The sequence below is a fragment of the Tsukamurella sp. II2bb genome (assembly GCF_057815145.1).
The window spans coordinates 98,544-123,447 of record NZ_JBYPZI010000012.1 but is presented as its reverse complement, the minus strand read 5'-3'; the positions used below and the strand labels follow the sequence as shown (position 1 = coordinate 123,447).

Genomic DNA, 24,904 nt, shown 5'->3' with positions numbered 1-24,904 from the left:
GACAGCCGGGCCGGGGCCCGCACTATGCAGGGGCGACAGGACTCGAACCTGCGACCTGCGGTTTTGGAGACCGCTGCTCTACCAACTGAGCTACACCCCTTTGCGGGACCCTCGGGTCCCGCAGCCGCATCCTTCGCACGGCGCGCTTTCGCACGCCCGCCGATCGATGCGGACAGTTCAGTGTACGGCACATCGGTGCCGCACCTCAAAACGCGCGGTCACACGGCCCGGCGGGGGCCGAAGACCGTCAGGCGAACTGGACGGTGGCGACCGGCTTGCCGAAGATCTTGCGATCGCCCTGCTTGACGGTGAGGAAGACGACGCCCGTCTTGCTCTCCGCATCGAGCGACTTGATCTTGCCCGAGTACAGCAGCTCCGCCTTCTGGTCGGCGGGCACGTACACGGGTGCGGTGAACCGGACGCTGTACTCCTTGAGCCCGCCCGGATCGCCCAGCCACTCGGTGATGTAGTTCGACCCGAGGCTCATCGTCAGCATGCCCTGCGCGACGACGTCCTCCATGCCGGCCAGCTTCACGATGTGATCGGACCAGTGGATGGGGTTCGGGTCGCCGGTGACGCCGGCGTAGTTCACGAGGTCACCACGGGTGAGCTCGAAGGTCCGCTCGGGCAGCTCCTCGCCCACCGAGACGTCCGCGAAGTTACGAAGCGCCATACATCATCACCTTTTCCATTGCACCGACGAACTCGGCGTCCTCGTCCTCGCCCGACCGGCCGGCCAGCGTGGTCCAGGACGTGACGAGCGGGTTGCCGTCCTGGTCGGAGATCTCATTGCGCGTGACGATCAAGTCGACGCCCGCGGCCTGCTTGAACTGATCGAAATGCACGTGCGTGGTCAGCGTCATCCCCGCGACGATCGGCGCGTGGAACTTCACGTCCTGCGCCGACTGCACGACCGGACGGCGGCCGTAGCCCACGATCGCGTTCTCGAAGAGCGGACGGTGCGCAATGATGCCGATCAAGGAGAACATGATCGGCGGCGCGACCAGGTCCGCGTAGCCCGCAGCCCGTGCGGCCGCCACGTCGTGGTGCACGGGGTCGGTCAACTGCGACGCGTTCGCGAACTCGCGGACCTTCTCGCGGCTGACGTAGTACTTCTCGTCGTACTCGTAGTTGTAACCGACCGCGGCGCGCGTGCGTTCCGCGACCTCCTCGGGGCTGAGCTGCTCGGTGACCGGGCCACCCGGCACATCGATGTCCTTGCTCACGTGACGAACCTACCTATCGTGAATGGGCTGAAGGGCAGTATGCCAAAAGGGAGGGCATCCGCTGTGGATGCCCTCCCCTTCTCGACGTCTACGTCAGCGCGACTCTCGGTGCGCCTGGTGCGATCCGCAGTTCGGGCAGAACTTCTTCAGCTCGAGGCGATCGGGATCGTTGCGACGGTTCTTCTTGGTGATGTAGTTGCGGTGCTTGCACACCTCGCACGCCAAGGTGATCTTGGGGCGAACATCTGTCGATGAAGCCACGACGGTTCCTCTTTCGCGTTCCTTGATGTCAGTTGTAGCGGTGGGGGGGCTCGATCCCCCGACCTCACGATTATGAGTCGTGCGCTCTAACCAGCTGAGCTACACCGCCCTGAGCTATCAGCACTTAGCACTGGTCTAGCGAGCCCCCTGACGGAATCGAACCGTCGACCTTTTCCTTACCATGGAAACGCTCTGCCGACTGAGCTAAGGGGGCGTGTCCTCGGGCCGCCGTTTCCGGCGCTCCAAGAGCCTCAACGAGATTACACACCGCGGCCGAGATCATCCAAATCCGCAGGTCAATCCGTTATTTGCGACGGCCCCTGGCGTCGAGACGCCAGGGGCCGAAGCGGGTGGCACGTGTAGGATTCGAACCTACGTAGGCGTAAGCCGACGGATTTACAGTCCGCTCCCATTGGCCGCTCGGGCAACGTGCCTTCGCTGCCCGCGAAGGCAGCGGACGATAGACTACAACGTCCCCGTGGGGGGCGCGCAAACCCGCAGGTCAAGCACCTGCCCAACGATCAGGAGTCCACGCAGCCATGGCCGATTCGTCGTTCGACGTCGTGAGCAAGATCGACCGCCAGGAGGTCGCCAACGCCCTCAACCAGGCTTCGAAGGAGCTCAGCCAGCGGTACGACTTCCGCGGCACCAACACCACCGTCGAGTTCTCCGGCGAGGACAAGGTCGTCATCACCTCCGACGCCGAGGAGCGCGCCAAGGCCGGCCTCGAGGTCTTCCAGGAGAAGCTCATCAAGCGCGGCCTCTCGCTCAAGGCCTTCGACGCCGGCGACCCCGTCGCCTCCGGCAAGACGTACAAGATCACCGGCACCCTCGTCGAGGGCATCACCAGCGAGAACGCCAAGAAGATCAGCAAGCTCATCCGCGACGAGGGCCCCAAGTCGGTCAAGGCCCAGATCCAGGGCGACGAGCTCCGCGTCTCCAGCAAGTCGCGCGACGACCTGCAGTCCGTCCAGGCCCTGCTCAAGGGCGCCGACCTGGACATCGCGGTGCAGTTCGTCAACTACCGCTGAGGCTTCGGGTTCGACGGTGACCGTCGGGCCGGGGCGGGCGACGGTGCTCTCGCGGCCCGGGCCGGTGCGGGTCGGGGCGACGGTGACCGTCTCGCCGGGCCGGGAGGGAGCACCACCGCTCGCTTAAGGCTCCGGTCGTTCGCCTAGCGGCTCACGCCCTCCGATGCGCTCGACGGTGGTGCTCCCTCCCGTCCCTCGTCCGGCATGTGGTCGCCGCGCCCATCCCTGGTGCGGCGCTCGGGTCGCCCAGACGCGCTTTCATTCGCCGTCGGTTTGCGGGCTCAGCTGTGGGTTTTCTCACGATGAGAGAGTTCAGCGGTTTTCGTCACGTCGAGGTGAGGCGGCGCGCGCAACAGCCGAATCCCCACCCCACAGCACCTGACGGCCTGAGGCACCGTCGTCCCCCGCGCGGCGCCGATCCGCGGGCCGGGCGTTCACTCCCCCACCCGAAGCCGGTCCTCGGGTGGGGGCTCGGCTGTCCCCCGCGCGGCGCCGAATCCCCCACCAGGCGCCAGCTCTCCCCCACCGAGCGCCAGGACGTCCCACGCGCCGCGCCGGTTCCCACTCCGAACACCGATTCCCCCACCACACGCCGGGCACGGCTATGCCGCAAGGAGGCCGTGGCGGGAGAGGGCGGGGGTCAGCTTGGCGCGGAGGCGGGAGTCGACGAGGAGGTCGTCCCAGTTCCATCGCACGACTTCGAATCCGGCGTCCACGAACAGCCCGTGACGTTCCTTCTCCGCTTCCAGTGCCTCGGCCTTCTCCGTATCGGTCGTCCCGTACTTGCCCTTGCCGTCGAACTCGCCGATCAGCGATCCCCACTCGAAGTCGGCGAAGACCTGTCGGCCGGCGAGGTCGAACTCGGTCTGCAACCGCGGCATCGGCATCCCCCAGGTGTGCATCAGCACCCGCGACCAGGACTCCCCCGGCGATTCCGAGCAGTCCACGGACAGCGCCAGTGCGCGACGGGCGGTTGCGGATCCCCGACGGCGTCCGAGCCGGTCGAGGCACGCGGTCAGCGCGGGCAGGGGCACGGGCGGCGGCGTCCACGGCTTCGGGAACCGCGGCACGAGCCGCACCGCGTCGATCGCGGCGACCCCGCGGATCAGGTCGCCCGTCATGGCGACATCGATCGCTGTACGCGCCCGCGATGTCACGCGCATGCCGTCCACCCCGACGATCTCCTCGTCGAGCAGCGGCCGCGGGTGCACGTGGATGCCGGGCCGCCGGCCTCCGCCGTGGGTCCGGTCGACGGTGAAGTGCACGCTCTCCCGCGTCGGCCGCAGGAACGGGATGTCGAGCAGCGCGGCGGCGCTCTCGTGACTGATGACGCCGCTGCAGGACCGCGCCGCCGCGACGACCCTCATCCGATACAGGACGCTCGGCGGATAGTCCCCGGCGAGCGCGTACATCCCCTTGGCGAGCCGGAGGAGCTCGCCGGATTCCACGGCGCGGCTGATCGCTCCGCTCGTCCACCCCGTCGCCGTCAGATACTCGCGTGTCAGCAGTTCCCCCATGGTCCACATCCCACCAGCAGGCGCACTCGCGAAACCGCGGAGAGAGCGCGTTCATCCACAACTACCAGCGGGTATCCACAACTTTTCGTCCCCCGCGCGGCACCGATGCCCTCCGCCCGCGTTCCACCCCTCACCAGACGCCGGTCGTAGAGTGCGGGCTGGGCCGTCCCCCACTCGGCGACCGGTCCCCCATCACACGCCACGGCCGACACCCGACAGCGGACCGTCGGGCTACGACGTGAGGGCCTCCAGGCGCGCGACGCGGCGGTCCACCGGCGGCTGGGTGCGGAAGATCCGGCCCAGGCGGTCGCCATCGCGAAAGGGGCACACGAGCATGGTGTTGGCGTGCACGGCGATCTCGGGCTCGGGCGGCAGGGGTGCGCGCGCGGCACCGTCGGACACCTTCCGCAGGGCGGTTGCGAGCGTCGACGGCGCGCCGGTGAGCAGTGCCGCGGCGTGGTCGGCGCGGTAGTCGACGGTCCGCGAGACGCCGAGCCGGATCAGCGCGCCGGCGACGGGCGCGAGGACCGACAGCATCGCGTCGACGACCCGGCTGCGGCGCGCGCCGCCGTCACCGAAGCCGAGCAGGTAGCCGAAGCCGGCGAAGCCGCAGATCACGGCGCCGAGGGCCCCGGCGACCGAGGCGGTCAGCGTGTCCCGGGCGCCGATCCGGGCGAGCTGATGCGCCAGCACCGAGCGCAGCTCGTCCTCGGACAGCAGCTCCAGCAGGCCGATGGTCACGCACACGCCGGCGTGCGTCGGGGAGTGCCCGGTCGCGAAGGCGCTGGGCGCGGCGGTCGGCGAGAGGTAGACCGCCGGCATGGGCAGCCGCGCGGACGTCGACAGCTCCCGGACCAGCCGGAACAGGACGGGCTGCTGCAGCTCGGAGACGCGGCGCGCGTGCATCGCGCGCAGGGGCAGCGACGGCCCACTGACGTACAGGTAGGCGCAGACGCCGGCCGCGAGGACGATCGACAGGAGGAAGACCGTCTCCCCGAAGACCGCGCCGGTCGCCGTCACGAACCCCGCGACCAGCGCCAGGAGCAGCGCGGTGCGGATCTGATTGCCGGTCCGGCTTCCTCGACCCTGCACGGACGGCGACCTCAGCCCAGGCGGGCGACCGTGAAGGTGACCAGGGATTCCAGCGAGGCGCGGGCCTCGGACGCGGGCAGCTCGGCGAGCTCGGCGCGGGCCTCGTCGGCGTACCGGGCCAGGGTGGCCTGCGCCTCCTTCATGCCTGCGGAGCGCCCGAGCAGCTCGATGGCCTCCTCGACCAGCGCGTCCTCGGTGACGGGACCGACGAGGATCTCCCGCAGCCGGTCACCGTCGGGCCCGGAGTCGCGCAGGGCGTGCAGGACCGGCAGCGTGAAGACGCCCTCGCGCAGGTCGGTGCCGGGCGTCTTGCCCGAGTCCTGCGCGACGGAGCTGATGTCGATGATGTCGTCGCTGATCTGGAAGGCCATGCCGATCGCGGCGCCGATGCGATACATGCGCTGCGCCGTCTCCTCGGAGGCGCCGCCGTGCAGCGCGCCGAGCAGCCCGCAGGTGGCGATGAGGCTGCCGGTCTTGCCCCAGATGGTGTCGAGGTAGTGCTGCACGGGATCACTCTCACCGGGCCCCTTGAGCTCCAGCATCTGGCCCGTGACCAGCTCGCCGAAGCACTTCGCGATCACGCCGACGGCCCGCGGCCCCAGGTCCGCGCCGTAGGCCGAGGCGCGCGCGAAGAGGAAGTCACCCGCGAGGATCGCGATCGAGTTCCCCCACTTCGCGTTGGCCGACGGTGCCCCGCGGCGCGTGTCCGCCTCGTCCATCACGTCGTCGTGGTACAGCGTGGCCAGGTGGGTCAGCTCCATCGCCGCGGCGGCGGTGATGACCTCGCCGGTCGGGCTGCCGCCGATCCGGCCGGAGAGGACCGTGAACATGGGCCGGAAGCGCTTGCCTCCCGCCTGGAACAGGTGCAGTGCCTCGTCGATGACGCACCCGTCGGCCTCGGCGATACCGTCCGCGATGACCTGCTCCACGCGGGCCAGGTCCGCGCGGATCCCCGCCGCGAACTCGTCGGACCCCAGTGAGACCCCGGCTACCGTCTTCTCCACGTCTTCAGCCTAGCGGGCGGGTCGCGGTGTGCAGCGCGACGATGCCGCCGGTCAGGTTCGTCCAGGCGACGTCGCCCCACCCCGCCCCGCGGACGATCGCGGCGAGATCCGCCTGGTCGGGCCAGTTCCGAATGGACTCCGCGAGGTACGTGTACGCCTCCGGGTTCGACGATCCCTTCGCCACCACCTGGATGGCCTCCAGCGCGACCTTCTCGTACAGCGCGCGGAAGGCGACATTGGTCGGCGTCGAGAACTCGCACACCACGAGCCGGCCGCCGGGCCGCACCACGCGCGCCATCTCCCGAAGACCGGCCGCGGTGTCCTGGACGTTGCGCAGGCCGAAGGAGATCGTGGCGGCATCGAAGGAGTCGTCCGCGAAGGGCAGCGCCATCGCGTCGCCCGCGACCATCGGCACCCGCCGGAACGCGCCCGCCTGCAGCATCCCCGTCGAGAAGTCGCAGGCCGCGACCCAGGCGCCGGACCGCGCCAGGTCCACCGTCGAGACGCCGGTGCCGGCGGCCAGGTCGAGCACGTGGTCCCCCGGCTTCAGCGCGAGTGCCCGCCGGGTGCGGCTGCGCCAGTACCGGTCGAGGCCGCCCGTCATGAGCGTGTTGGTCCGGTCGTACCGGCGGGCGACACCGTCGAACATCGACGCGACGTCGCCCGGCTGCTTGTCGAGGGAGGCCCTTGCCATGCCCCGAAAACTACACGAGAGCTCAGACTGCACGGCCGACGGCGATTCCGGAGGGCCCGGCGATCACGTCCGCGTAGTGCCCGAACAGCTGGTCGCACAGGGCGGGCCAGGTGCGGGCGAGCACCGACTTGCGGGCGGCCTCACCGAACCGCGCCCGCAGCGCGGGATCGGCGAGCGTGTCGATGACGCCGGGGAGCAGCTCCGCGAATTCGGCCGTCGGCAACAGGTAGCCGTTGCGGCAGTGCGCCACGAGATCGCGCGGTCCGCCCTGGTCCGGCGCCACCGACGGCACGCCGGAGGCGAGCGCCTCCTGGACGGCCTGGCAGAAGGTCTCGTGCTCGCCGGCGTGGACGAAGACGTCGAGCGAGGCGTAGGCGGCGCTGAGGTCACCGCCGCCGAGCTGGCCGGTGAAGACCGCGCCCGGCAGGAGCGCCTCCAGCCGCGCCCGCTCGGGACCGTCGCCGACGATCACCAGCTGCACGTCGTCGCGGTGCGCGAGCCCGACGAGCCGCTCGACGTGCTTCTCCGCCGCGAGCCGCCCGACGAAGCCGACCACCAGCCGGTCCGGCCGGTCCCCCAGCCACTGCGCCCGCAGGGACGCGCTGCGGTGCGAGGGCGCGAACCGCTCGGCGTCGACGCCCCGGGCCCAGGTCTTCACCCGCGGGACGCGGTGCGCCCGCAGGTCGGCCACGGAGGCGGACGACGGTGCCAGGGTCAGGTCGCACTGCTTGTGCATCCGGCGGGTCCACCACCACGCCGCGCGCTCGAGCGGACCGAGCCCGTACGAGCCGGCGAACCCGGCGACATCGGTCTGGAAGATCGCGACGACGGGGATCCCGAGCCGCTTGGCCGCGGCGAGGCCACCCGCGCCGAGGAAGTAGGGCGAGGCGAGGTGCACCACATCGGGCGCGAAGTCGCGCAGCACGTCGACGATGCCCATCGTCGGCTGCCCGATCGGCAGCGAGGAGATCCGCGGCAGCATCCGCGCGGGCACCCGGTACACGGGGAAACCGAGGTGCTCCAGCGGGGCGGGCTCCGAACCCGCGACCGCGTCCGGCGCGATCACGATGGCGTCGGCACCCGTGCGGCGGCAGTGCTCCAGCACCCGGAGCACCGAATTGGTGACCCCGTTGACGTTCGGCAGGAAGGACTCGGCCACGATCGCGATACGCACGCCGCGATCCTCCCCCGGGGCGGTGACCGTGAGGTTCCCTACGCGTCGACGGTGCGCGGAACGTCAGGTGAACTCTCGCCCCGGTGGTGGCCGACGGCGAGCAGCACCATGATCGCCCCGATCACGAGCCAGGTCCCGGCGGCGACGGACGCCGCCGGCACCACCGCGACCACGGCGGACCGTCCGGCGACGCGGACCAGCTCCGGATCCGACCTGCTGTACTCGACCTGGATGCGGTCGCCGACGGACAGCTCGCTCGGATACAGCACGCCCAGCGGCGGATTGTGGTTGACGCCGTCGGTCGTGTAGAAGCTGATCGTCGAGCGGCGGGGGCCGGCCGAGAGCACCTCCGCCGTCGCGGTGCCGCGGTCGGCATCGATGGTGCGGTCGTCGCGCCAGGCGGCCGCGACCAGGACCACGCACAGCCCGGTGATCAGCAGCGCGGCGCTGAGCAGCACGATCTGCACGCGCCGCAGCGCGGTGCGGCTCATCCTCGCTCCCCCGGCCCGGCGGTGATCCGGGCCCGCATGCCCGCATGCAGCGCCCGCAGGCCGGACCGCTCGGTCCGCACCTCCACGATCTGCAGTCCGCCGTCCGCATCGTGGTCTAGGCCCAGATCGTCCAGCCCGGCCCGGCGGTAGGCCACCCCGTACGCCGCGCACAGCGCGGCGAGGTCGGTGCCGTGCGGCGTGCCGAAGACGCGGGCGGCGGCACCGTCGTACTCCGCCCCGGAGTAGCGCTCCTCGCCCTGTTCGAGCAGGTTGAAGATGCCACCGCCGTTGTCGTTGGCGACGACGATCGTCAGGTTGCGCGGGCGCGGCTCCTGCGGCCCGATGAGCAGACCGGAGGCGTCGTGCACGAAGGTCAGGTCTCCCATCAGCGCGACGGTGCGCCGGTCCGGAAAGGCCAGCGCCGCTCCGACCGCGGTGCTGACGGTGCCGTCGATGCCGGCGACGCCCCGATTGGACAGCACCCGCACCCCGTCGGGGAGGTGCCCGGCGAGGGCGACGTCGCGCACCGGATTCGACGCGCCGACCACTAGCTGGTCGCCGGGGCGGAGCGCCGCGCAGACGGCCCGGGCGACGTGCAGGCCGGTCACGGGCTCGTCGTCGAGGCCCTCCCGCACCGCCTCCCGCGCGGCCGCATCGGCCTCGGCGCACCGCCGCAGCCAGGCCGGATCGGGCTCGCCGACGGGCAGCACGCGCGTCCCCGTCGCGGCGACGTTGCCGGAGACGTCCGGCCAGCGCGGCCCCGTCGTCACGGCGTAGACGGTGACCTCCGGGTCGGCGAGCAGGGCGCTCACCTCGCGGTGCAGGGTCGGGCGGCCGCAGATGATGGCCTGCCGCGGCTTCAGCGCCGGCAGGGCCCACGGGTGCAAGAGCATTCGCGGCGCGGGCCCTGAACCATTGCTCGCCTGCGGCGAGGTCGGCTCGGCGACGGTGGGCAGCCCCGCGAGCGCGGGATTCTCCCCGGCCCCGTGTCCGGAGATGACGACGGTGTCGGGGCTCAGGTCGATCGGCAGCGGCACGTCGAGGGTGGCGACGGGCGCGACGGTCCACGGGCCACCGTCGGGCCTGCCCTGCGCGAGGGCGGGCGACGGGTCGTCGGGGACGAGCGGCTCGCGGAGCGGGATGTCGAACTGGACCGGCCCGGCGTTGCCGGTGCGGGCGCCGCGGGCGGCGGCGAGCACGCGACAGACGGCGCTGCGCCACTGGGAGTTGCGGTCGAGGCCGGGCTCGGCGAGTCCGAGCGAGAGGGCCGCACGGACCTGGGTCCCGAAGATCCCGAACTGCTCGACGGTCTGGTTGGCGCCCGATCCGAGCAGCTCGTAGGGGCGGTTCGCGCTGATCACGACGAGCGGCACCCGGGCGTAGTTGGCCTCGAAGACGGCCGGCGAGAGGTTCGCCACGGCCGTGCCGGAGGTCATGATGACCGCCACGGGTCGCTTCGACGCCGCGGCCAGGCCGACGGCGAGGAAACCCGCGGTCCGCTCGTCGATCCGCACGTGCAGCCGCAGCTCGCCGCGCCGATCGGCGGCGTGGACGGCGAAGGCCAGCGGCGCGTTGCGCGATCCGGGGCACAGCACCACGTCGGTGACGCCGCCGCGCACCAGCTCGTCCACGATCACGCGTGCCTGCAGCGTGGACGGGTTCGGCGCCCTGTTCTCGGCGGCGGGGCCGGTGGGTTCGTGCATGGCGACCACCTTACGACCGCGTCACCCGTCGGCGAGTTTCGCCAGCACCGGGCCGGCGAGGAGGAGCACGCCGCGTTCGAGGTCGGTGAGCCGCTCCGCGATGGCCGCCTCGAGCCAGGCATTGCGCACGGACCGGTCCTCCTCGATGACGGTGCGGCCCGCGTCGGTCAGTTCCACGTACTGGCGCCGGCGGTCCGCGTCGTCCCGGCGCCGGCGCACCAGCCCGGCGTCGGCGAGGGCGTTGAGCGCGGGCGTCAGGGTCTGGGAGCGGACGTGGTGCGCCTCGCCGAGGTCGGCCGGGGTGGCCGGGCCGTAACGGTCGAGGCTGCCGAGGATGAGGTACTGGGTCTCGGTGAGCGGTCCCGGCCGACGGTGGGCGCGGATCTCACGGCTAAGGGAGTGCACGCCGTAGCGGAGCTCGCTGACATCGGACATAGCAAGAGTTTACTTCATACTTCTGCGCCTTTCGCGGGTTGCATCCGGAGTTTTTCAAGCAGATACTTGTCATCATGCGCAGCGCGATGATGAGGTGGACCGGCCTGATCGTCGCCTCCTGCGCGCTGTCCGCGGCGTTGATCGCCGTCGGCGTGCCCAGCGCGCCGCTGTTCGCCGCGCTGGCCTGCGCGGTGGTCGCGGCGCTCGCCGGCCTGGCGCCGGGCCCGATCCCCCGGCCGGTGCAACTCGCCGCCCAGGGCGTGCTCGGCGCCTACATCGGCACGCTCATGCAGGCGCACACCCTCGCGGCGCTCGGCTCGCGATGGCCCGCGGCGCTGCTCGTCGGGTTCGCCACGCTGCTGCTCTCCGTCGGCGCCGGCGCGCTGCTGGGCCGGCACCGCGACACCGATTCCATCACCGGCTCGCTCGCCCTCGTTGCGGGCGGCGCGTCCGGACTGGTCGCGATCGCGCGGGAGCTCGGCGGCGACGAGCGGGTGGTCGCGGTGGTCCAGTACCTGCGCGTGGCGCTGGTCACCGTCTCCCTCCCCCTGGTCGCGGCGCTGTATCCGCGCACGCCGGGCTCGTCGTCCGCCGCGTCCGGGCCGGAGCGGCCGTGGTGGTTCGACCTCGGTTTCAGCGTGCTCTGCGTCGCCGGCGGGCTCGCCGTGGGCCGGATCACCCGCCTGCCCGCGGGCGGACTGCTGGGGCCGCTCATCGCCTCCGCCGCGCTGTCGCTGTCGGGCGTCGCCGCAGGGGCGACGGTGCCGTGGACGCTCGTCGCGGCCGGCTACCTGGTGATCGGCTGGCAGGCCGGCGGGGGCTTCACCCGGGAGTCGCTGGCGTCGATGGCACGCCTGCTCCCGTGGGCGACGGCGCTCATCATCGGGGTCGGGATCGGCTGCGCCGGGCTGGGATTCGCGCTGTCGGCGATGACCGGCGTCTCCGCGCTCGACGGCTACCTCGCCACCACGCCCGGCGGGATCTACGCGGTGCTCGCCGTGGCCGCGTCGTCGAACGTCGACATCACCTTCGTGGTCGCGGCACAGCTGATCCGCGTGCTACTCATGCTCTTCCTCGCCCCCGCCGCCGCCCGGGGCTTCCAGCGCTTCCGCGCCCGTCGCACGTCCGACGATGTCCCGTCCCCCACCGAGGCCGCCTGCCGGGAGTAGCAGCGTGGAACGGCCGGTCGCGCGCCCGTGGCACACCGATGCGAACACTGCTAACATCGCGCCCATGACTGCGGGTACTCGGGAATTCGACATCATCGTCTTCGGCGCGACGGGCTTCGTCGGCGAGCTGACGGCACGCCACCTCGCGAGGCACGCGCCGGACGGCGTGCGCATCGCCCTCGCGGGCCGGACACAGACCAAGCTGGAGAAGCTGCGCGCTGGCCTCGGGGACGGCGCGAAGAACTGGGGGATCGTCGTCGCGGACGTCGACAAGCCCTCCACTCTCGATGAGATGGTCGCGCGCACGACGGTGCTGTGCAGCACCGTCGGCCCCTACGCGAAGTACGGCGAGACGGTGGTCGGCGCGTGCGTCAACGCCGGCACGCACTACACCGATCTCACCGGCGAGGTGCTCTTCGCGCGCCGGTCGATCGACAAGTTCCACGAGCAGGCCGTCGCGAACGGCACCAAGATCGTGCACTCGTGCGGGTTCGACTCCATCCCCTCGGACCTGGGGACCTTCCTCGTCCACGAGAAGGCCATGGCCGACGGTGCCGGCACGCTCGGCGCCACGACGCTGGTCATCCGGTCGCTGCGCGGCGGCGCGAGCGGTGGCACCATCGCCTCCGCGATCGGCCTCGCCGACGAGATGGCCGCCGACCGCGAAGCCCGCCGGATCGCCGCCCGCCCGCACTCGCTCAGCGCCGACCCGACGCGGGAGACCCCGAAGCAGCCCGGCGACCTCGCCACCGTCGACGCCGCCACCGTCGACCCGTCGCTGAGCGGCACCCTGGCGCCGTTCTTCATGGGCAGCTACAACACCCGCGTGGTGCGCCGCTCCAACGGCCTGCTCGACTTCGCCTACGGCCCCGATTTCACGTACCGGGAGACCATGGCCGTGCCCGGCCCCGCGCTGGTCTCGAAGATCGGCTCGCACGTCGTGCAGGGCGCGCTCGCGGCGGGCATGGCGGCGCTCGCGATCAAGCCGCTGCGCCCGGTGCTCGACCGCATTCTCCCCGCGCCCGGCGAGGGACCGAGCGAGGAATCGCAGGCCAAGGGCTCGTTCATCGCCGACGTCTACACGCGGACCACCAGCGGCCGCCGCTACCGCTCGACCATCGGCGCCAAGCTCGACCCCGGCTACAGCGGCACCGCCGTCATGCTCGGCGAGTCCAGCCTGGCGCTGGCCCTCGACGGCGACACCGCCCGCGGCGGCGCACCCCTGCCCACCTACGCCGGCGTCCTCACCCCCGCCGTCGCGCTCGGCGACGTCCTCGCCGACCGCCTGCGCGCCCAGGACTTCACCGTCACCGTCGACGAGCTGAGGTAGAGCCGCGGGAGCCGTCGCCCCCGGGCCCTCCGCTGCGGGCGGGCGCACCTGATCCGCGGGTGTAAGGTCCGGCTCATGTGCAGTGCGATCACCTGCCGCGTGTGCGGCAAGACCACCTGGACGGGCTGCGGCTCCCACGTCGACGAGGTGCGCGCCACGGTCCGCCCCGAGGACTGGTGCCCGGGCCACCCGGCACCGTCGGGCGCCGAGCAACCGGCCCAGCGCGGCTGGTTCCGCCGCTAGACGCCTCGGTCGATCCGCCCGAAGGGACGGAGCTGCTCCACCTCGTAGGCGAGTTCGAGCAGCGCCGACTCCGTGCCCGCGGGCCCCGCGAACTGCGCCCCAAGAGGGAGCCCCGCATCGTCGACGCCGCAGGGCACGGAGATCGCGGGGCCGCCCGAGACGTTGTTCAGCGGCGTGATCCCCACCATCTCGATGGTGCGGGCCATGAACTCGTCGAAGGGCAGGTTCGGGTCGAGGTGGCCGATGCGCGGGGTGGTGCTCGTCATCGTCGGCGAGAGCATCGCGTCCACGCCGCGCTCGACGAACATCCGCTCGTACTTGCCGGTCACGGCGCGCAGCCGGGCGATCGCCCCGGGGATCGCGGGCGCCCCGAGCAGTCCGGAACGCAGCAGGCTGCGGGTCACCGGATCCAGCGCCGACAACGAGCCGCGCCCCCGCGCCGCGACCGCCGTCGCCCCCACCTCCAGGGCCGCGAGCAGCCCCCAGTAGTGCAGGAAGTCGGCGACGAAGCCGCCGTCGATGCGCAGGTCCGCCATGCGCAGTTCGACGATCTCGTGTCCCGCCGCGGCGAGCTCGTCGGCCAGGGTGCGGACCGGCGCGAGGCAGGCGTCGGCGATGCCGAACTCGGTGACCGACTCGGTGACCAGCCCGATCCGGCGCCGCCGACCGGGGCCGCGCACATGCCCGACCGGCGGCAGTGTCGTCGTGCGACGGTGCCGTTCGGCGGCGGCGACGTACCGGGCGGTGTCGCGGACGGTGCGCGTGAGGACGCCCTCGCACACGACGTTGACCGGCAGCACCCGCAGCTCCGGGATTCCGACGAGCCGGTCGCGGCTGACCTTGAGCCCGACCAGCCCGTTCAGCGCCGCGGGAATGCGGATCGAGCCACCCCCGTCGTTGCCGTGCGCGATCGGCAGGGCGCCGGAGGCCACGAGCGCCGCTGCTCCCGACGACGATCCGCCCACCGAGTAGGCCGGGTTCCACGGGTTGCGGGCGGGCTCGCGGTTCGCGAACTCCGCGCTCGCGGTCATGCCGAACTCGGGCATCACCGTCGACGCCAGCACGTTCATCCCCGTCGCGAGGAGCTGCTCCGCGACCGGGCCCGAGCGCTTCGCCGGGACGGCGGGCAGCGCCGCGGAGCCCATCGTGGTGGGCAGGCCGGCCAGCGCGATGTTCTCCTTGACCGCCGCCGGGACGCCGTAGAACGCGGCGCCCTCGGGCGCCTGCGGCCCGGTCCCGCCCTCGGGCAACCACCAGCGCACCGCACGCACCGCGGGGTCGACGGTGCGGATCCGCGCGGTCGCGGCCGAGGCGGCCTCGGCGACGCCGATCTCGCCCGCGGCGATCGCCTCGGCGACACCGGTGGCGTCGAGGGTGCCGAGGGCGTCGTCGCAGAAGGCGTGGACCCGGGTCGGCACGTCGGTGATCTCGGTGGTCATGGCAGCTCCTCCGGCGCGCACGCCGAGTCTGTACAGATTTACAGAAATCGACGATAGCCCGAGTCTGGATCTTTGTACAGACTTCGTCGGCCGCCTAGACTGCGGGCGTGGAGGAGCGCAAACACCGGCGGAGCACCCTCGAGCGCAAGCGCGCGCTGCTCGAGGCGACGGTCGAGACGGTCGGCGAATCCGGGTACGCGTCCGTGACCCACCGGGCGGTGACGGCCCGCGCGGGCCTGCCCACCACGACGATCGGCTACTTCTTCGCGTCGATCGACGATCTCACGCACGAGGCGATGCGCACCTTCGTCGGGGAGGAGTTCGAGCGACTCGCGGTGTTGTCGGCCGTCCTCGAGAACACCTCGGCGAGCCCCGACGAGGTGATCGCCGCCTTCGCCGAGTCCTCGGAGGCGCGGGGCAACGAGTCCCTCGCCCTCATCGAGGCCTACCTGCGCGCGGCCCGCGACCCCGCCTCGCGCGTGCTCGTGGAGGAGTACCTCCGCGCCGCCGACGCCGTGGCGCAGGGAGCGGCGGCACTGGCCGGCGCGGAGATCGGCCCGGAGACCGCCCGCGGGGTCGTCGCCCTGATCAACGGCTTCACCGTGCTCGATTCCGCACTGCCGGAGACCGCAGACATCGCGATCAAGAAGCACGCGCTGCGCACGATGCTGATCGGCGCGCTGTTCGAGGGCGGCCACGAGGACGCCGCCCGAGCCCTGCGCGACCAGCCGGCCTCCTGACCGCGCTTCCCGGTTCCGGCCGGAAGCGTCCCGCGCCGGTCACTCCGCCCGGGTAGCCACGCCGCCGCTGTCCGCCGCCGCGATGCGGGCGGCCACGCGGTCCTGCGCCTCGCGAATGCCCGAGGCGTCGGCGGGATCGATCGCCGAGTCCAGCGCGAAGTCGAACTCCCTGCTGGTTTGCAGCATGTCGGCCGCCTCGGCGAACCGGCCCTGCCGCCGGTACCCGTCGGCGAGGTTGAGGTGCAGGGACGGCATGAAGCCCGCCACGCTGAGCGACGGGTGAACGGCCTGGAGATCGGCGTCCGAGACGTGCACCGACTCGGCCAGCGCCACCTCGTCCCACTCCACCTCGGCGTCCAGCTCGTCCTGGACGTCGGCGATGTAGTGCGCGGCGATGCACCTCGACGCATGATCCGACGGCTCGATCCGCGCCCAGACCGACTCCAATCTGCGCTTGCGCTCCGTCTGCTCACCGGTCATCGCCGCGCCGAGCTCCGTCATCAGGTTCTCCATGACCCGCACCCTAGGCGGTACCACTGACAGGAGACTCCCACGATATTCCGATCGCAAAACGGCACGACGCCGGTCGTCTTAGCACTAGAAAGGAACGATGAGCCGATCACTGCTGACCGTCCTGCTCGCCGCGCTGATCGCCCTCACCGGCACCCCCGCGGCGCATGCGGCCGATGTGGAGGCGGCGATCAAACGCGGGATGACACTGCTGGGCACCGACACCTTCGGCGAGTACGGCTGCGAGGACTTCGTCGACTTCGCCTACGGCAAGACCACCGCGACCGGTATCCCCCGCGACACCGCCCGCTCCTTCTACGAGGGCCTGGCGGCCAAGGGCCTCGGCCATCCGAAACTTCCTGCGCCGCGCGGCGCGCTGGTCTTCACCCAGAGCGACTACGGCTACCACGTGGACATCTCGCTCGGGAACGGGAAGTACCTCAGCGGCGGCGTGCAGGGGCTCAAGCGCGGCTACGGCGACGGCAGCCAGATCCAGATCATCCCCACCCCCAACCCACGGCCGCACCGCCTGCTCGGGTGGGCGTACGCGCCCTGGAAGTAGCGCCTCGGACCTCGCTACAGAAGGGCGGCGCACCGTCGGACGCGGTTCAGCCACCAGTCCCGCCGCTCCCCCGCCACCTCGACCGCGGCCAGCCGCTCCTCCGTCGGCGCGACGGCCCGCACCCGCAGCGCGCCGTCGACCAGGGGATGCTCGCCGAGGTCGGCGGTGAAGAAGCCCCCGGTCCCGAGGCCCGCGGCGTTGCCGTCGGGGATGCAGGCCGCGGCGACGATCCCGGCCGAGAGCCCCACCGCGGTGTCCAACGCCGACGACACCGTCACTCGCACCCCCGCCGCCGCCCGCAGCGCGTCCGCGACGGCGAGCACGGCCCGGACGCCGCCGAGCGGCGCGACCTTCACGACCGCGACGTCGGCGGCGCCGAGCTCCGCGACGCGCAGGGGATCGTCTGCGCGACGGATGGATTCGTCGGCCGCGATATCGCACGCGCCGCCCACCAGCCGGCGCACCTCCGCGAGCTCTTCCACGGTGGCGCAGGGCTGTTCGGCGTAGTCGAGCGGTCCATCGGCGACGAGCCTGCTGATCGCCTCGTGCGCCTGCGCGACGCTCCAGCCGCCGTTGGCGTCCACGCGGATCATCCCGCCCGGCAGGGCCTTCCGGACGGCGGCGACGCGCGCGAGGTCGTCATCGAGCGTCTGCCCCCGCTCCGCGACCTTGATCTTCACCGTTCGGCAGCCGGGGAATCGGGCGAGCACCTCCGGCACCTGAGCGGCGGGCACGGCCGGCACCGTCGCATTGACTTCGACGGTGCCGCGCCGCGGCTCCGGCAATCCCGTGTACGCGGCCTCGATCCCGGCGCGCAGCCAGTGCGCGGCCTCGGCGTCCCCGTACTCGGGGAAGGGGCCGAACTCGCCCCACCCCGCCGGACCGCGGAAGACCACGGCCTCCCGCGCCGTGATCCCGCGGAACCGCACCCGCATCGGCAGCCGCACCACGTGCGCCGCGGCCACCAGTTCGTCGATGTCCACCACGGGTCCAACAGTAGAGTCGGGTGCGTGACTTTCAACCCCGAGCTGTGGCAGCCGGTCCCCGGATTCGAGGACCTCACCGACATCACGTACCACCGGCACATCACGCAGGGCACCGTCCGCGTGGCCTTCGATCGGCCGGAGGTGCGCAACGCCTTCCGCCCGCACACCGTCGACGAGCTGTACCGCGCGCTCGACCACGCGCGGTGCACCGCCGATGTCGGCGCGGTGCTGCTGACCGGCAACGGCCCGGCCCCCAAGGACGGCGTGTGGTCGTTCTGCTCGGGCGGCGACCAGCGGATCCGCGGGCGCTCCGGCTACCAGTACGCGACGAGCCACGACTCCGACGTCGAGGCCGCGACCGCCGACGGCGTCGACGAGGCCCGGGTCAAGGCCGAGGGCGGACGGCTGCACATCCTGGAGGTGCAGCGGCTCATCCGGTTCATGCCGAAGGTCGTGATCGCGCTGGTCAACGGCTGGGCCGCGGGCGGCGGGCACTCGCTGCACGTGACCTGCGACCTGACCCTGGCCTCACGCGAGCACGCGAAGTTCAAGCAGACCGACGCCGACGTGGGCAGCTTCGACGCCGGCTACGGCAGCGCCTACCTCGCCAAGCAGGTGGGCAACAAGTTCGCCCGGGAGATCTTCTTCCTGGGCGATGTGTACAGCGCCGAGGACATGCACCGGATGGGCGCCGTGAACCGCGTCGTCGACCACGACGAATTGGAGAACGTCGCGCTCGAGTGGACCGCGAAGATCCTCGGTAAGAGTCCGCAGGCGCAGCGCATGCTCAAGTACGCCTTCAATCTCCCCGACGACGGGCTCGTCGGGCAGCAGCTCTTCGCCGGCGAGGCCACCCGCCTCGCGTACATGACCGACGAGGCCGTCGAGGGACGGGACTCCTTCCTCGAGAAGCGCGCCCCCGACTGGTCGCCGTTCCCGTACTACTACTGAGTCACCGTGCCGCAGTGCGTCTTCTGCGCGATCGTCGCCGGTGAATCACCGGCGGCGGTCGTCACCCAGACCGACGAGGTGATCGCCTTCCTCGACGTGCGCCCGCTCAGCCCCGGGCACACCCTCGTCGTCCCGAAGCGGCACGCGGCGCGCCTCGCCGACCTCCCCGCCGACGACGGAACACGGATGTTCGCGCTCGGGCACCGTCTGGCGCGGGCCGCGCGCGAGGGCGGGCTCCGGGCGGACGGGGTGAACCTCGTCGTCAACGACGGACGGGTCGCGATGCAGACCGTCGATCACGTTCACCTGCACGTCATTCCGCGGTTCGCCGGCGACAAGCGGTCCGTGCTCGGCCGGTTCCTCCGCCGCCGGCCCCGCAGGTCCGACGATGCCGCCACCCTTCTCCGGGACGCCCTGCCGGACTGATGCCGGCCGGCGCGCCGCGTATCGTGCTCGCATGGACGTCGATGTCGCGGTCGAGCGAGTGATTCCCGTTGCGCGCGAGCGGGTCGCGGGGTTCGCCGGGGATCCATCGAACGCGCCGCGGTGGTACGCCAACATCAGGTCCGTCGCCTGGCGGACGGATCCACCGGTGCGGATCGGCTCGCGGATGGACTTCGAGGCGCGGTTCCTGGGAAGGCCTTTGGCCTACACGTACGAGGTGACCGAACTCGTTCCGGGCGAGCGGATGGTGATGCGCACCGCCGACGGCCCCTTCCCGATGGAGACCGTCTACACCTGGGAGACGGTGACCGGCGGCACGCTGATGCGGCTGCGCAACCGGGGCACGCCCAGCGGCTTCGCCCGCGTCGCGGCGCCCGTCATGGCTCGGGCGATGCGGTCCGCCATGACCAAGGACCTGGACCTGCTGGCCCGGCTCCTCACCGACGACGATTCAGGCGCCGGCAAGCTGGACCGCTCGGGCTGAGACGGTCAGCCGTGGGCGCGCTGGTGCCGGGGCTGGTACAGCCCGATCGCACCGCCGCCGGGGAGCGTCAGCGAGGTGAGCAGGCCCCAGCCCTGGTCGGTGACGGGCGCGGTATCGACCCCCTTCGCCTGCAGCGCAGCCACTTCCGCCTCGACGTCGTCGCACATGAAGTACAGCTCCTGCTTCGCCGCGCCGTCGGTGGGGTGGACGGCGATCTCCGATGCGGGCAGCGGCAGGATCAGCCAGCCGCCGCCGGCGTCCACCCCCTCGACGCCGAGCACGTCGCGCAGGAACGCGCGGTCCGCGTCCGCGTCGGTGGAGTAGTGGATGATGTGCGCCCCGTTGATCACCCGCCCACGATAGCCCCATGCGCGCAATGCATGGCCCGCCCGCTGAAAAAGTGCGTTGACCTGCACTTATCCAAGCCATGCGTGACACGCATGGCTGACACACGCGCCGGCGCGGCTCCGCACCGCTGGCCCACCCCCGGCGACTCGTCCCATGCGACCCCGCCCGCCTACTCCTCGAGCACCCGGAACCGGAAGGTGGTGCGGCCCAGGGTGAGCTCGTCACCGTCGGACAGGGGGAGCTGGCCGGCGACGCGGCGGTCCCCGACGTAGGTCCCGTTGGACGACTGGAGGTCGCGGACTGCGAAGCCGCTGACGGAGCCGGTGATGACGGCGTGCTCGCGCGAGACCTTGGTGTCGTCGATGCTGATGTCGTTGTCGGGCAGACGGCCGAGCCGGACCTCGCCGTGCACCGGGTACTCGGTGCCGTCGGCGGCGGTGAGCGTCCCGCGCGGGCCGGCCGCGGCGACGGTGACGTCGGTCTCGGTCTTCTCGAAGGCGCGGCCGTCGCCCGGCTGGGCCACGGGGCGCGCGGCCGCGAAGGCCAGCTGCTCCTGCCGCAGCACCTTGCGCTCGAGCTCGACCAGGGCGGGCGTGGGGTCGGCGCCCAGCTCGTCGGCGAGTACCCGGCGCAGCTCCCGCGCCGCCTCCAGCGCATCGGCCTGGCGGCCCGTCACGTAGAGCGCCGTGATGAGCTGCCCCCACAGCGGCTCCTGCAGGGGGTGCTCGGAGACGAGGCGGCGGAGCTCGCCGATCACCGACGCGGCCCGACCGGCCGCGATCTCCGCGTCGTACATCGCGGACTGCACCGCGGCCCGCTCCTCCGCCATGCCGATCGCGAAGTTGTCGGCGAACTGCAGCCCGCGCAGGTCGGCGACGGCGTCGCCGCGGAACTCCGACAGGGCCGACGCGAAGGCCAGCGACGCCTGGTCGTACCTGCCCGCGGCGGCGAGCTCGGCGCCCCGCCTGCGGGCTGCGTCGAACCGGCCCACGTCGGACTGCTCCGGCTCGAGGTCGAGGCGGTACGTCGACCCGGAGGTACCGAGCAGCTCGTGGAGCCCCGAATCGCCCGACGGCCCGCGCAGCGCCTTGCGCAGCCCGCTGACGAAGACCTGCAGGCTGGCGCGCGCGGAGGCGGGCGGATTGCCGTCCCAGACCTGCTCGCTCAGGGAGTCGACGGTGACGGCACGGCCGCGGTTCATCACGAGGAGCGCGAGCACCGACCGCGGCTTCACGCCCGACACCTCGTTGGGCGCGCCGTCCACGGAGAGCGAGACCTGGCCCAGCACGCGGATATCCAAAATCGCCATGCGCGAATACTAGTCGCGGCCCGCCGAGCGCCTCCGTCGCCCGCCGGAAACCGTTACAAATCGGACACGAAACGGCGCGTCTGCGAACAGACTGAATGAACATCTGGTGAACGCTCGTCAGACGATCGCGAATCCGCAGGTCAAAGGAGCAACTGAGCCGTCTCACCTGTTTGGAGGAAAGGCCCCTCGGGCCGCACTATTTGATCATGAACAGCGAACTGATCATCCTGCTGTTGGTGATCGTGACGGCCCTCGCCTTCGACTTCACCAACGGCTTCCATGACACGGGCAACGCGATGGCGACGTCCATCGCGACCGGTGCCTTGAAGCCGAAGACGGCCGTGAGCCTCTCGGCGATCCTGAACCTGGTGGGCGCCTTCCTGTCCGTCGAGGTCGCGCTGACCGTGACCAACGCGGTGATCAAGATCCAGAACAAGGACGGCTCACCGAAGGTCGAGTTCACGCAGCAGCACGGCCGCGCGCTGCTGGTCATCGTGCTCGCCGGCCTGATCGGCGGCATCGTCTGGAACCTGCTGACCTGGCTGCTCGGCCTGCCCAGCTCGAGCTCGCACGCGCTGTTCGGCGGCCTCGTCGGCGCCGCCCTCGCCTCGGGCGCCGGTGTCGTCTGGATCGGCCACGGCAAGCTCGACGGCGTGGTCGGCAAGGTGATCATGCCCGCGCTGTTCGCACCCGTGGTCGCGGGTCTCGTCGCCGCCGTCGGCACCTACCTGATCTTCAAGATCGTCGCCGGCGTCGCCGAGCGCTTCACCGAGGAGGGCTTCCGCTGGGGCCAGATCGGTACCGCCTCGCTCGTCTCGCTCGCGCACGGCACCAACGACGCGCAGAAGACCATGGGCGTGATCACCCTCGCCCTCATCGGCTACAGCGCCTCCACCCCCGACTCGACCGGCCCGCTCGCCTGGCACGACACCCACGGCGTCCCGTTCTGGGTCAAGGTGGCGTGCGCCGTCGCCATCGCGCTCGGCACCTTCCTGGGCGGCTGGCGCATCATCCGCACCCTGGGCAAGGGCCTGATCGAGATCAGCTCGCCGCAGGGCATGGCCGCCGAGGCCTCGTCGGCCACCATCATCCTGGCGTCCAGCCACCTCGGCTTCGCCCTCTCCACCACGCACGTCGCGACCGGCTCGATCCTCGGCTCGGGCGTCGGCAAGCCGGGCGCGAAGGTCCGCTGGAACATCGCCGGCCGGATGGTCGCCGCATGGGTCATCACCCTGCCGGCCGCGGCCGTGGTCGGTGCGGTGATGTGGTTCGTCGCCGCCAAGATCCCGACGCTGGCCGGCCCGCTCGTCGCCTTCGTGATTCTCGTGGCGCTGTCGGGGTACATGTACTGGCGTGCCCAGCAGCAGAAGATCGATTCCAACAACGTCAACGCCGAATGGGACGACGAGACCAATGCGGTCGCGCCGGTCGCCGACGAGAAGATTGCGAAGGTCTAAGACATGGAAACCATCTCCCTCGCCCTCGCCGCGGTCTGGAAGGTGCTCCTCGTGGGCCTCGTCCTCGGCGCCGGCCTGCCCGCCCTGTTCGCGCTCGGTGTCCGCGGCCTCGCCGTCGGGAACGGGCACGAGCGGGAGGACGGCACCGTCCACGCCCCGAACCCGCTCGGCAACGTGCTCGCGGCGATCGCCTTCGTCATCGTCATCGCCGCGGTGCTCCTCGGCATCGCGATGATCGTCGCGTCGGGCTTCAAGTACGAGCTCACCTTCGAGCACATCTACCCGTGGTTCGAGAAGAAGAAGTAGGAGCGGGACCATGACCACTGAGAACACCCAGGACAGCGTCCTCGCCCAGGTCCTCGACTGGCTCCGCGCCGGATACCCCGAGGGCGTGCCGCCGAAGGACTACTTCCCCCTCCTCGCCCTGCTCACCAAGCAGCTCACCGAGGACGAGGTGAACTCCGTCATCGGCCGCATCCTGGCGAACCGCCCCGACGAGGTGCACCGCGAGCAGATCGAGGCCGCGATCGCGAAGGTCACGCAGTCCGAGCCGAGCGATCAGGACCTGCGCCAGGTCGCGAGCAAGCTCGCGGCCGGCGGCTGGCCGCTCACCGGTTTCGCTCACTGAGTACGTACGCCCGGCTGTCGATCGCGGCAGCGCGGAAGGCCCCCTATCCTGGTCACAGGCATAGGGGGCCGTTCGCGATGACCCCCTCACGGCACTGCACGACACTGCGCCACCCGTGGCGCACCGCACCGGAGGTGGATCTCTCATGAGTTCTGGTTCGGGTTTCCTCGCCAAGATCGTGGACTGGCTGCGCGCCGGCTACCCCGACGGGGTGCCCAGCACCGACTATCAACCGCTCCTCGCCCTCCTGGACCGCCAGCTGACCAAGGAGGAGGTCAAGCAGGTCACCCGCGAGCTGATCGACCACGTCCACCTCTCCCCCGAGGGCGTCGAGCCGATCACCCGCGTGGACGCGGGCGTCGCGATCAGCGGACGCACGCACGAGATGCCGCTCGAGAAGGACATCGCCCGGGTCCGGGAGCGTCTGGAGCGCAAGGGCTGGCCCTTCGACGACGCCCCGCTCAACCCCGACGGCTGCCCCCGGACCCACGGCGAGTGAACCTCACCACGCTCCCGATCGGCACCGTCGAATCGGCGCTCCCGCAGCTCGAGGCCCTGCTGGACGGCACGGCGCCGGCGTGGCTGCCCGTCCCCGCGCACGATCCGCGGGAGGCGGCCCGCCTGGCGGACGCGCTGGCCGCGGGTTCGCCGATCGACGAGCGCGCCGCCCTGGTCGTGGCCACGTCCGGGACCACGGGGACGCCCAAGGGCGCGATGCTCACCCGCGCCAATCTCGCGGCCAGCGCCGCGGGTACGCACGAGCGGCTCGGCGGCCCCGGGCAGTGGCTGCTGGCGATGCCGCCGCACCACGTCGCGGGCGTGCAGGTGATGCTCCGCTCCCTCGCCTCCGGCCACGCGCCGGTGGGCCTGGACGTCTCCCGCGGCTTCGACCCCGCCGCCCTGGCCGCCGGCTACGCCGCGATGACCGCGGAGCGCCGCTACGTCTCCCTCGTCCCCACGCAGCTCGTCAAGGTGCTCGCCGACCCGTCGGCGACCGAGACCCTCGCCCGGTTCGACGGCGTCCTCGTCGGCGGCGCCGCGTGCCCCGTCCCGGTCCGCGAGGCCGCCCTCGCCGCCGGCGTCCGCGTGGTCCGCACGTACGGCATGAGCGAGACGGCCGGCGGCTGCGTCTACGACGGGGTGCCCCTCCCGGGCGTCGAGATCCGCCTGGACGGCGCTCCGTCGTCCGGGACGGCGCGCGTCGTCCTCGGCGGCCCGACGGTGGCCCTCGGCTACCGGAACCTGCCCGAGCATCCCGCGTTCGCGGAACGAGGGTACTTCCGCACGGACGATGCGGGCACGCTGACCGACGGTGTCCTGACGGTCACGGGCCGGCTCGACGAGGCCATCTCCACCGGCGGCCTGACGGTGCTCCCCCAGGTCGTCGAGGCCGTCCTCGCCCGCGTGCCCGGGGTGGCCGAGGTCGCCGTCTTCGCGCAGCCCGACGAGCGGCTCGGCGAGCGCGTCGCAGCGGCGGTCGTCCGGACCCCGGGCACGCCGGCGGGGGCGGTCACCGTCGAGGCCCTGCGCGCGGCCGTGGAGGCCGACCTGGACCGGACGGCGGCGCCTCGCGCCGTGTACCTCGTGGACGAGCTGCCGCGGCGCGGGCCGGGGAAGGTCGACCGGCGCGCGCTGGCGGAGCTGGTCACAAATATTCACGAATGAAGGAAATCCGG

Annotated in this window: 30 protein-coding genes and 4 tRNA genes; 14 read left to right on the top strand and 20 right to left on the bottom strand. The window is 71.8% G+C overall.

Going from position 1 to position 24,904, the window contains the following annotated elements; all coding sequences use genetic code 11:
• Positions 1–27: 27 nt before the first annotated feature.
• The 7 genes from AC21LY_RS22300 to AC21LY_RS22270 form a co-directional block, all read right to left on the bottom strand.
• A tRNA-Trp gene (locus AC21LY_RS22300) sits at positions 28–100 on the bottom strand.
• Positions 101–247: 147 nt separating this feature from the next.
• Positions 248–673 carry a (3R)-hydroxyacyl-ACP dehydratase subunit HadB gene (hadB, locus tag AC21LY_RS22295; RefSeq protein WP_489048762.1) on the bottom strand — a complete coding sequence of 142 codons (426 nt, stop codon included), beginning with the start codon at positions 671–673 and terminating at the stop codon, positions 248–250.
• A complete protein-coding gene (gene hadA, locus AC21LY_RS22290) occupies positions 660–1,226 on the bottom strand; it encodes a (3R)-hydroxyacyl-ACP dehydratase subunit HadA (RefSeq protein ID WP_489048761.1) in 567 nt (188 codons plus the stop codon). Before hadA ends, hadB begins: the two co-directional genes overlap by 14 nt.
• Positions 1,227–1,319: 93 nt before the next feature.
• Positions 1,320–1,487 carry a 50S ribosomal protein L33 gene (rpmG, locus tag AC21LY_RS22285; protein WP_013125415.1) on the bottom strand — a complete coding sequence of 56 codons (168 nt, stop codon included), beginning with the start codon at positions 1,485–1,487 and terminating at the stop codon, positions 1,320–1,322.
• A 35-nt stretch (positions 1,488–1,522) separates the two neighbouring features.
• Positions 1,523–1,596, bottom strand: a tRNA-Met gene (locus AC21LY_RS22280).
• A gap of 32 nt (positions 1,597–1,628) precedes the next feature.
• Positions 1,629–1,701, bottom strand: a tRNA-Thr gene (locus AC21LY_RS22275).
• 137 nt (positions 1,702–1,838) lie between these two features.
• Positions 1,839–1,921 (bottom strand) — tRNA-Tyr (locus AC21LY_RS22270).
• A gap of 105 nt (positions 1,922–2,026) precedes the next feature.
• On the opposite strand from AC21LY_RS22270, the gene AC21LY_RS22265 reads away from it, so the two are divergent.
• A complete protein-coding gene (locus AC21LY_RS22265) occupies positions 2,027–2,518 on the top strand; it encodes a YajQ family cyclic di-GMP-binding protein (RefSeq protein ID WP_489048760.1) in 492 nt (163 codons plus the stop codon).
• Between the two features lie 602 nt (positions 2,519–3,120).
• On the opposite strand, the gene AC21LY_RS22260 is transcribed toward AC21LY_RS22265, so the two are convergent.
• The 8 genes from AC21LY_RS22260 to AC21LY_RS22225 form a co-directional block, all read right to left on the bottom strand.
• The gene (locus AC21LY_RS22260; RefSeq protein ID WP_489048759.1) at positions 3,121–4,035 is read right to left on the bottom strand and encodes a type IV toxin-antitoxin system AbiEi family antitoxin domain-containing protein; all 915 of its coding nucleotides are present in this window, start codon (positions 4,033–4,035) and stop codon (positions 3,121–3,123) included.
• A gap of 231 nt (positions 4,036–4,266) precedes the next feature.
• On the bottom strand, positions 4,267–5,127 hold the full coding sequence (locus AC21LY_RS22255; protein ID WP_489048758.1) for a M48 family metalloprotease: 861 nt from the start codon (positions 5,125–5,127) through the stop codon (positions 4,267–4,269).
• 11 nt (positions 5,128–5,138) lie between these two features.
• Complete coding sequence (locus AC21LY_RS22250) at positions 5,139–6,131, bottom strand: polyprenyl synthetase family protein (RefSeq protein WP_489048757.1); 993 nt, start codon at positions 6,129–6,131, stop codon at positions 5,139–5,141.
• A gap of 4 nt (positions 6,132–6,135) precedes the next feature.
• The gene (locus AC21LY_RS22245) at positions 6,136–6,825 is read right to left on the bottom strand and encodes a demethylmenaquinone methyltransferase (protein ID WP_489048756.1); all 690 of its coding nucleotides are present in this window, start codon (positions 6,823–6,825) and stop codon (positions 6,136–6,138) included.
• A 22-nt stretch (positions 6,826–6,847) separates the two neighbouring features.
• On the bottom strand, positions 6,848–7,999 hold the full coding sequence (locus tag AC21LY_RS22240; protein WP_489048755.1) for a glycosyltransferase family 4 protein: 1,152 nt from the start codon (positions 7,997–7,999) through the stop codon (positions 6,848–6,850).
• 38 nt (positions 8,000–8,037) lie between these two features.
• The gene (locus AC21LY_RS22235; protein ID WP_489048754.1) at positions 8,038–8,490 is read right to left on the bottom strand and encodes a DUF3592 domain-containing protein; all 453 of its coding nucleotides are present in this window, start codon (positions 8,488–8,490) and stop codon (positions 8,038–8,040) included.
• A complete protein-coding gene (gene menD / locus AC21LY_RS22230; protein WP_489048753.1) occupies positions 8,487–10,193 on the bottom strand; it encodes a 2-succinyl-5-enolpyruvyl-6-hydroxy-3-cyclohexene-1-carboxylic-acid synthase in 1,707 nt (568 codons plus the stop codon). Before menD ends, AC21LY_RS22235 begins: the two co-directional genes overlap by 4 nt.
• A gap of 21 nt (positions 10,194–10,214) precedes the next feature.
• Positions 10,215–10,628, bottom strand: coding sequence for a MarR family transcriptional regulator (locus tag AC21LY_RS22225; RefSeq protein ID WP_489048752.1), 414 nt, complete (start codon positions 10,626–10,628; stop codon positions 10,215–10,217).
• A gap of 74 nt (positions 10,629–10,702) precedes the next feature.
• On the opposite strand from AC21LY_RS22225, the gene AC21LY_RS22220 reads away from it, so the two are divergent.
• The 3 genes from AC21LY_RS22220 (at position 10,703) to AC21LY_RS22210 (ending at position 13,370) form a co-directional block, all read left to right on the top strand.
• The gene (locus AC21LY_RS22220) at positions 10,703–11,797 is read left to right on the top strand and encodes an AbrB family transcriptional regulator (RefSeq protein ID WP_489048751.1); all 1,095 of its coding nucleotides are present in this window, start codon (positions 10,703–10,705) and stop codon (positions 11,795–11,797) included.
• A gap of 64 nt (positions 11,798–11,861) precedes the next feature.
• On the top strand, positions 11,862–13,127 hold the full coding sequence (locus tag AC21LY_RS22215; protein WP_489048750.1) for a saccharopine dehydrogenase family protein: 1,266 nt from the start codon (positions 11,862–11,864) through the stop codon (positions 13,125–13,127).
• Positions 13,128–13,202: 75 nt separating this feature from the next.
• A complete protein-coding gene (locus tag AC21LY_RS22210) occupies positions 13,203–13,370 on the top strand; it encodes a hypothetical protein (protein WP_489048749.1) in 168 nt (55 codons plus the stop codon).
• On the opposite strand, the gene AC21LY_RS22205 is transcribed toward AC21LY_RS22210, so the two are convergent.
• Positions 13,367–14,809, bottom strand: a complete 1,443-nt coding sequence (locus AC21LY_RS22205) for an amidase (protein ID WP_489048748.1) — start codon at positions 14,807–14,809, stop codon at positions 13,367–13,369. The genes AC21LY_RS22210 and AC21LY_RS22205 overlap by 4 nt on opposite strands.
• A 107-nt stretch (positions 14,810–14,916) precedes the next feature.
• Here AC21LY_RS22205 and AC21LY_RS22200 point away from each other — a divergent pair, with 107 nt between their 5' ends.
• Positions 14,917–15,549 (top strand): TetR/AcrR family transcriptional regulator, encoded by a 633-nt coding sequence (locus AC21LY_RS22200; protein WP_489048747.1) that lies wholly within the window; start codon positions 14,917–14,919, stop codon positions 15,547–15,549.
• A gap of 39 nt (positions 15,550–15,588) precedes the next feature.
• Here AC21LY_RS22200 and AC21LY_RS22195 read toward each other — a convergent pair whose 3' ends face one another.
• The gene (locus AC21LY_RS22195) at positions 15,589–16,062 is read right to left on the bottom strand and encodes a hypothetical protein (RefSeq protein ID WP_489048746.1); all 474 of its coding nucleotides are present in this window, start codon (positions 16,060–16,062) and stop codon (positions 15,589–15,591) included.
• A 97-nt stretch (positions 16,063–16,159) separates the two neighbouring features.
• On the opposite strand from AC21LY_RS22195, the gene AC21LY_RS22190 reads away from it, so the two are divergent.
• Positions 16,160–16,621 (top strand): C40 family peptidase, encoded by a 462-nt coding sequence (locus tag AC21LY_RS22190; protein WP_489048744.1) that lies wholly within the window; start codon positions 16,160–16,162, stop codon positions 16,619–16,621.
• A gap of 14 nt (positions 16,622–16,635) precedes the next feature.
• Here the strand turns inward: AC21LY_RS22190 and AC21LY_RS22185 are convergent, their stop codons facing one another.
• Positions 16,636–17,607, bottom strand: a complete 972-nt coding sequence (locus tag AC21LY_RS22185; protein ID WP_489048743.1) for an o-succinylbenzoate synthase — start codon at positions 17,605–17,607, stop codon at positions 16,636–16,638.
• A 24-nt stretch (positions 17,608–17,631) separates the two neighbouring features.
• On the opposite strand from AC21LY_RS22185, the gene AC21LY_RS22180 reads away from it, so the two are divergent.
• From AC21LY_RS22180 to AC21LY_RS22170, 3 genes are read left to right on the top strand one after another with little or no spacing between them, the layout of a single operon-like run.
• A complete protein-coding gene (locus tag AC21LY_RS22180) occupies positions 17,632–18,558 on the top strand; it encodes a 1,4-dihydroxy-2-naphthoyl-CoA synthase (RefSeq protein ID WP_489048742.1) in 927 nt (308 codons plus the stop codon).
• A 6-nt stretch (positions 18,559–18,564) separates the two neighbouring features.
• Positions 18,565–18,984, top strand: a complete 420-nt coding sequence (locus tag AC21LY_RS22175) for an HIT family protein (RefSeq protein WP_489048741.1) — start codon at positions 18,565–18,567, stop codon at positions 18,982–18,984.
• Positions 18,985–19,015: 31 nt separating this feature from the next.
• On the top strand, positions 19,016–19,486 hold the full coding sequence (locus tag AC21LY_RS22170; protein WP_489048740.1) for an SRPBCC family protein: 471 nt from the start codon (positions 19,016–19,018) through the stop codon (positions 19,484–19,486).
• Between the two features lie 5 nt (positions 19,487–19,491).
• On the opposite strand, the gene AC21LY_RS22165 is transcribed toward AC21LY_RS22170, so the two are convergent.
• Together AC21LY_RS22165 and AC21LY_RS22160 are read right to left on the bottom strand one after the other, a co-directional pair.
• Positions 19,492–19,836 (bottom strand): VOC family protein, encoded by a 345-nt coding sequence (locus tag AC21LY_RS22165; protein ID WP_489048739.1) that lies wholly within the window; start codon positions 19,834–19,836, stop codon positions 19,492–19,494.
• A gap of 167 nt (positions 19,837–20,003) precedes the next feature.
• Positions 20,004–21,143 (bottom strand): BTAD domain-containing putative transcriptional regulator, encoded by a 1,140-nt coding sequence (locus AC21LY_RS22160; protein ID WP_489048738.1) that lies wholly within the window; start codon positions 21,141–21,143, stop codon positions 20,004–20,006.
• A gap of 206 nt (positions 21,144–21,349) precedes the next feature.
• Here AC21LY_RS22160 and AC21LY_RS22155 point away from each other — a divergent pair, with 206 nt between their 5' ends.
• The 5 genes from AC21LY_RS22155 (at position 21,350) to menE (ending at position 24,893) form a co-directional block, all read left to right on the top strand.
• A complete protein-coding gene (locus AC21LY_RS22155; RefSeq protein WP_489048737.1) occupies positions 21,350–22,600 on the top strand; it encodes an inorganic phosphate transporter in 1,251 nt (416 codons plus the stop codon).
• A gap of 3 nt (positions 22,601–22,603) precedes the next feature.
• A complete protein-coding gene (locus AC21LY_RS22150; RefSeq protein WP_489048736.1) occupies positions 22,604–22,906 on the top strand; it encodes a hypothetical protein in 303 nt (100 codons plus the stop codon).
• A gap of 10 nt (positions 22,907–22,916) precedes the next feature.
• Positions 22,917–23,228: a DUF3349 domain-containing protein gene (locus AC21LY_RS22145; RefSeq protein WP_489048735.1), complete on the top strand. Its 312-nt coding sequence runs from the start codon at positions 22,917–22,919 to the stop codon at positions 23,226–23,228.
• A 145-nt stretch (positions 23,229–23,373) separates the two neighbouring features.
• Entirely contained in the window at positions 23,374–23,727 is a 354-nt protein-coding gene (locus AC21LY_RS22140; RefSeq protein ID WP_489048734.1) for a DUF3349 domain-containing protein, read from the top strand.
• A complete protein-coding gene (gene menE / locus AC21LY_RS22135; protein ID WP_489048733.1) occupies positions 23,724–24,893 on the top strand; it encodes an o-succinylbenzoate--CoA ligase in 1,170 nt (389 codons plus the stop codon). The genes AC21LY_RS22140 and menE overlap by 4 nt, the downstream gene beginning before the upstream one ends.
• Positions 24,894–24,904: the final 11 nt, after the last annotated feature.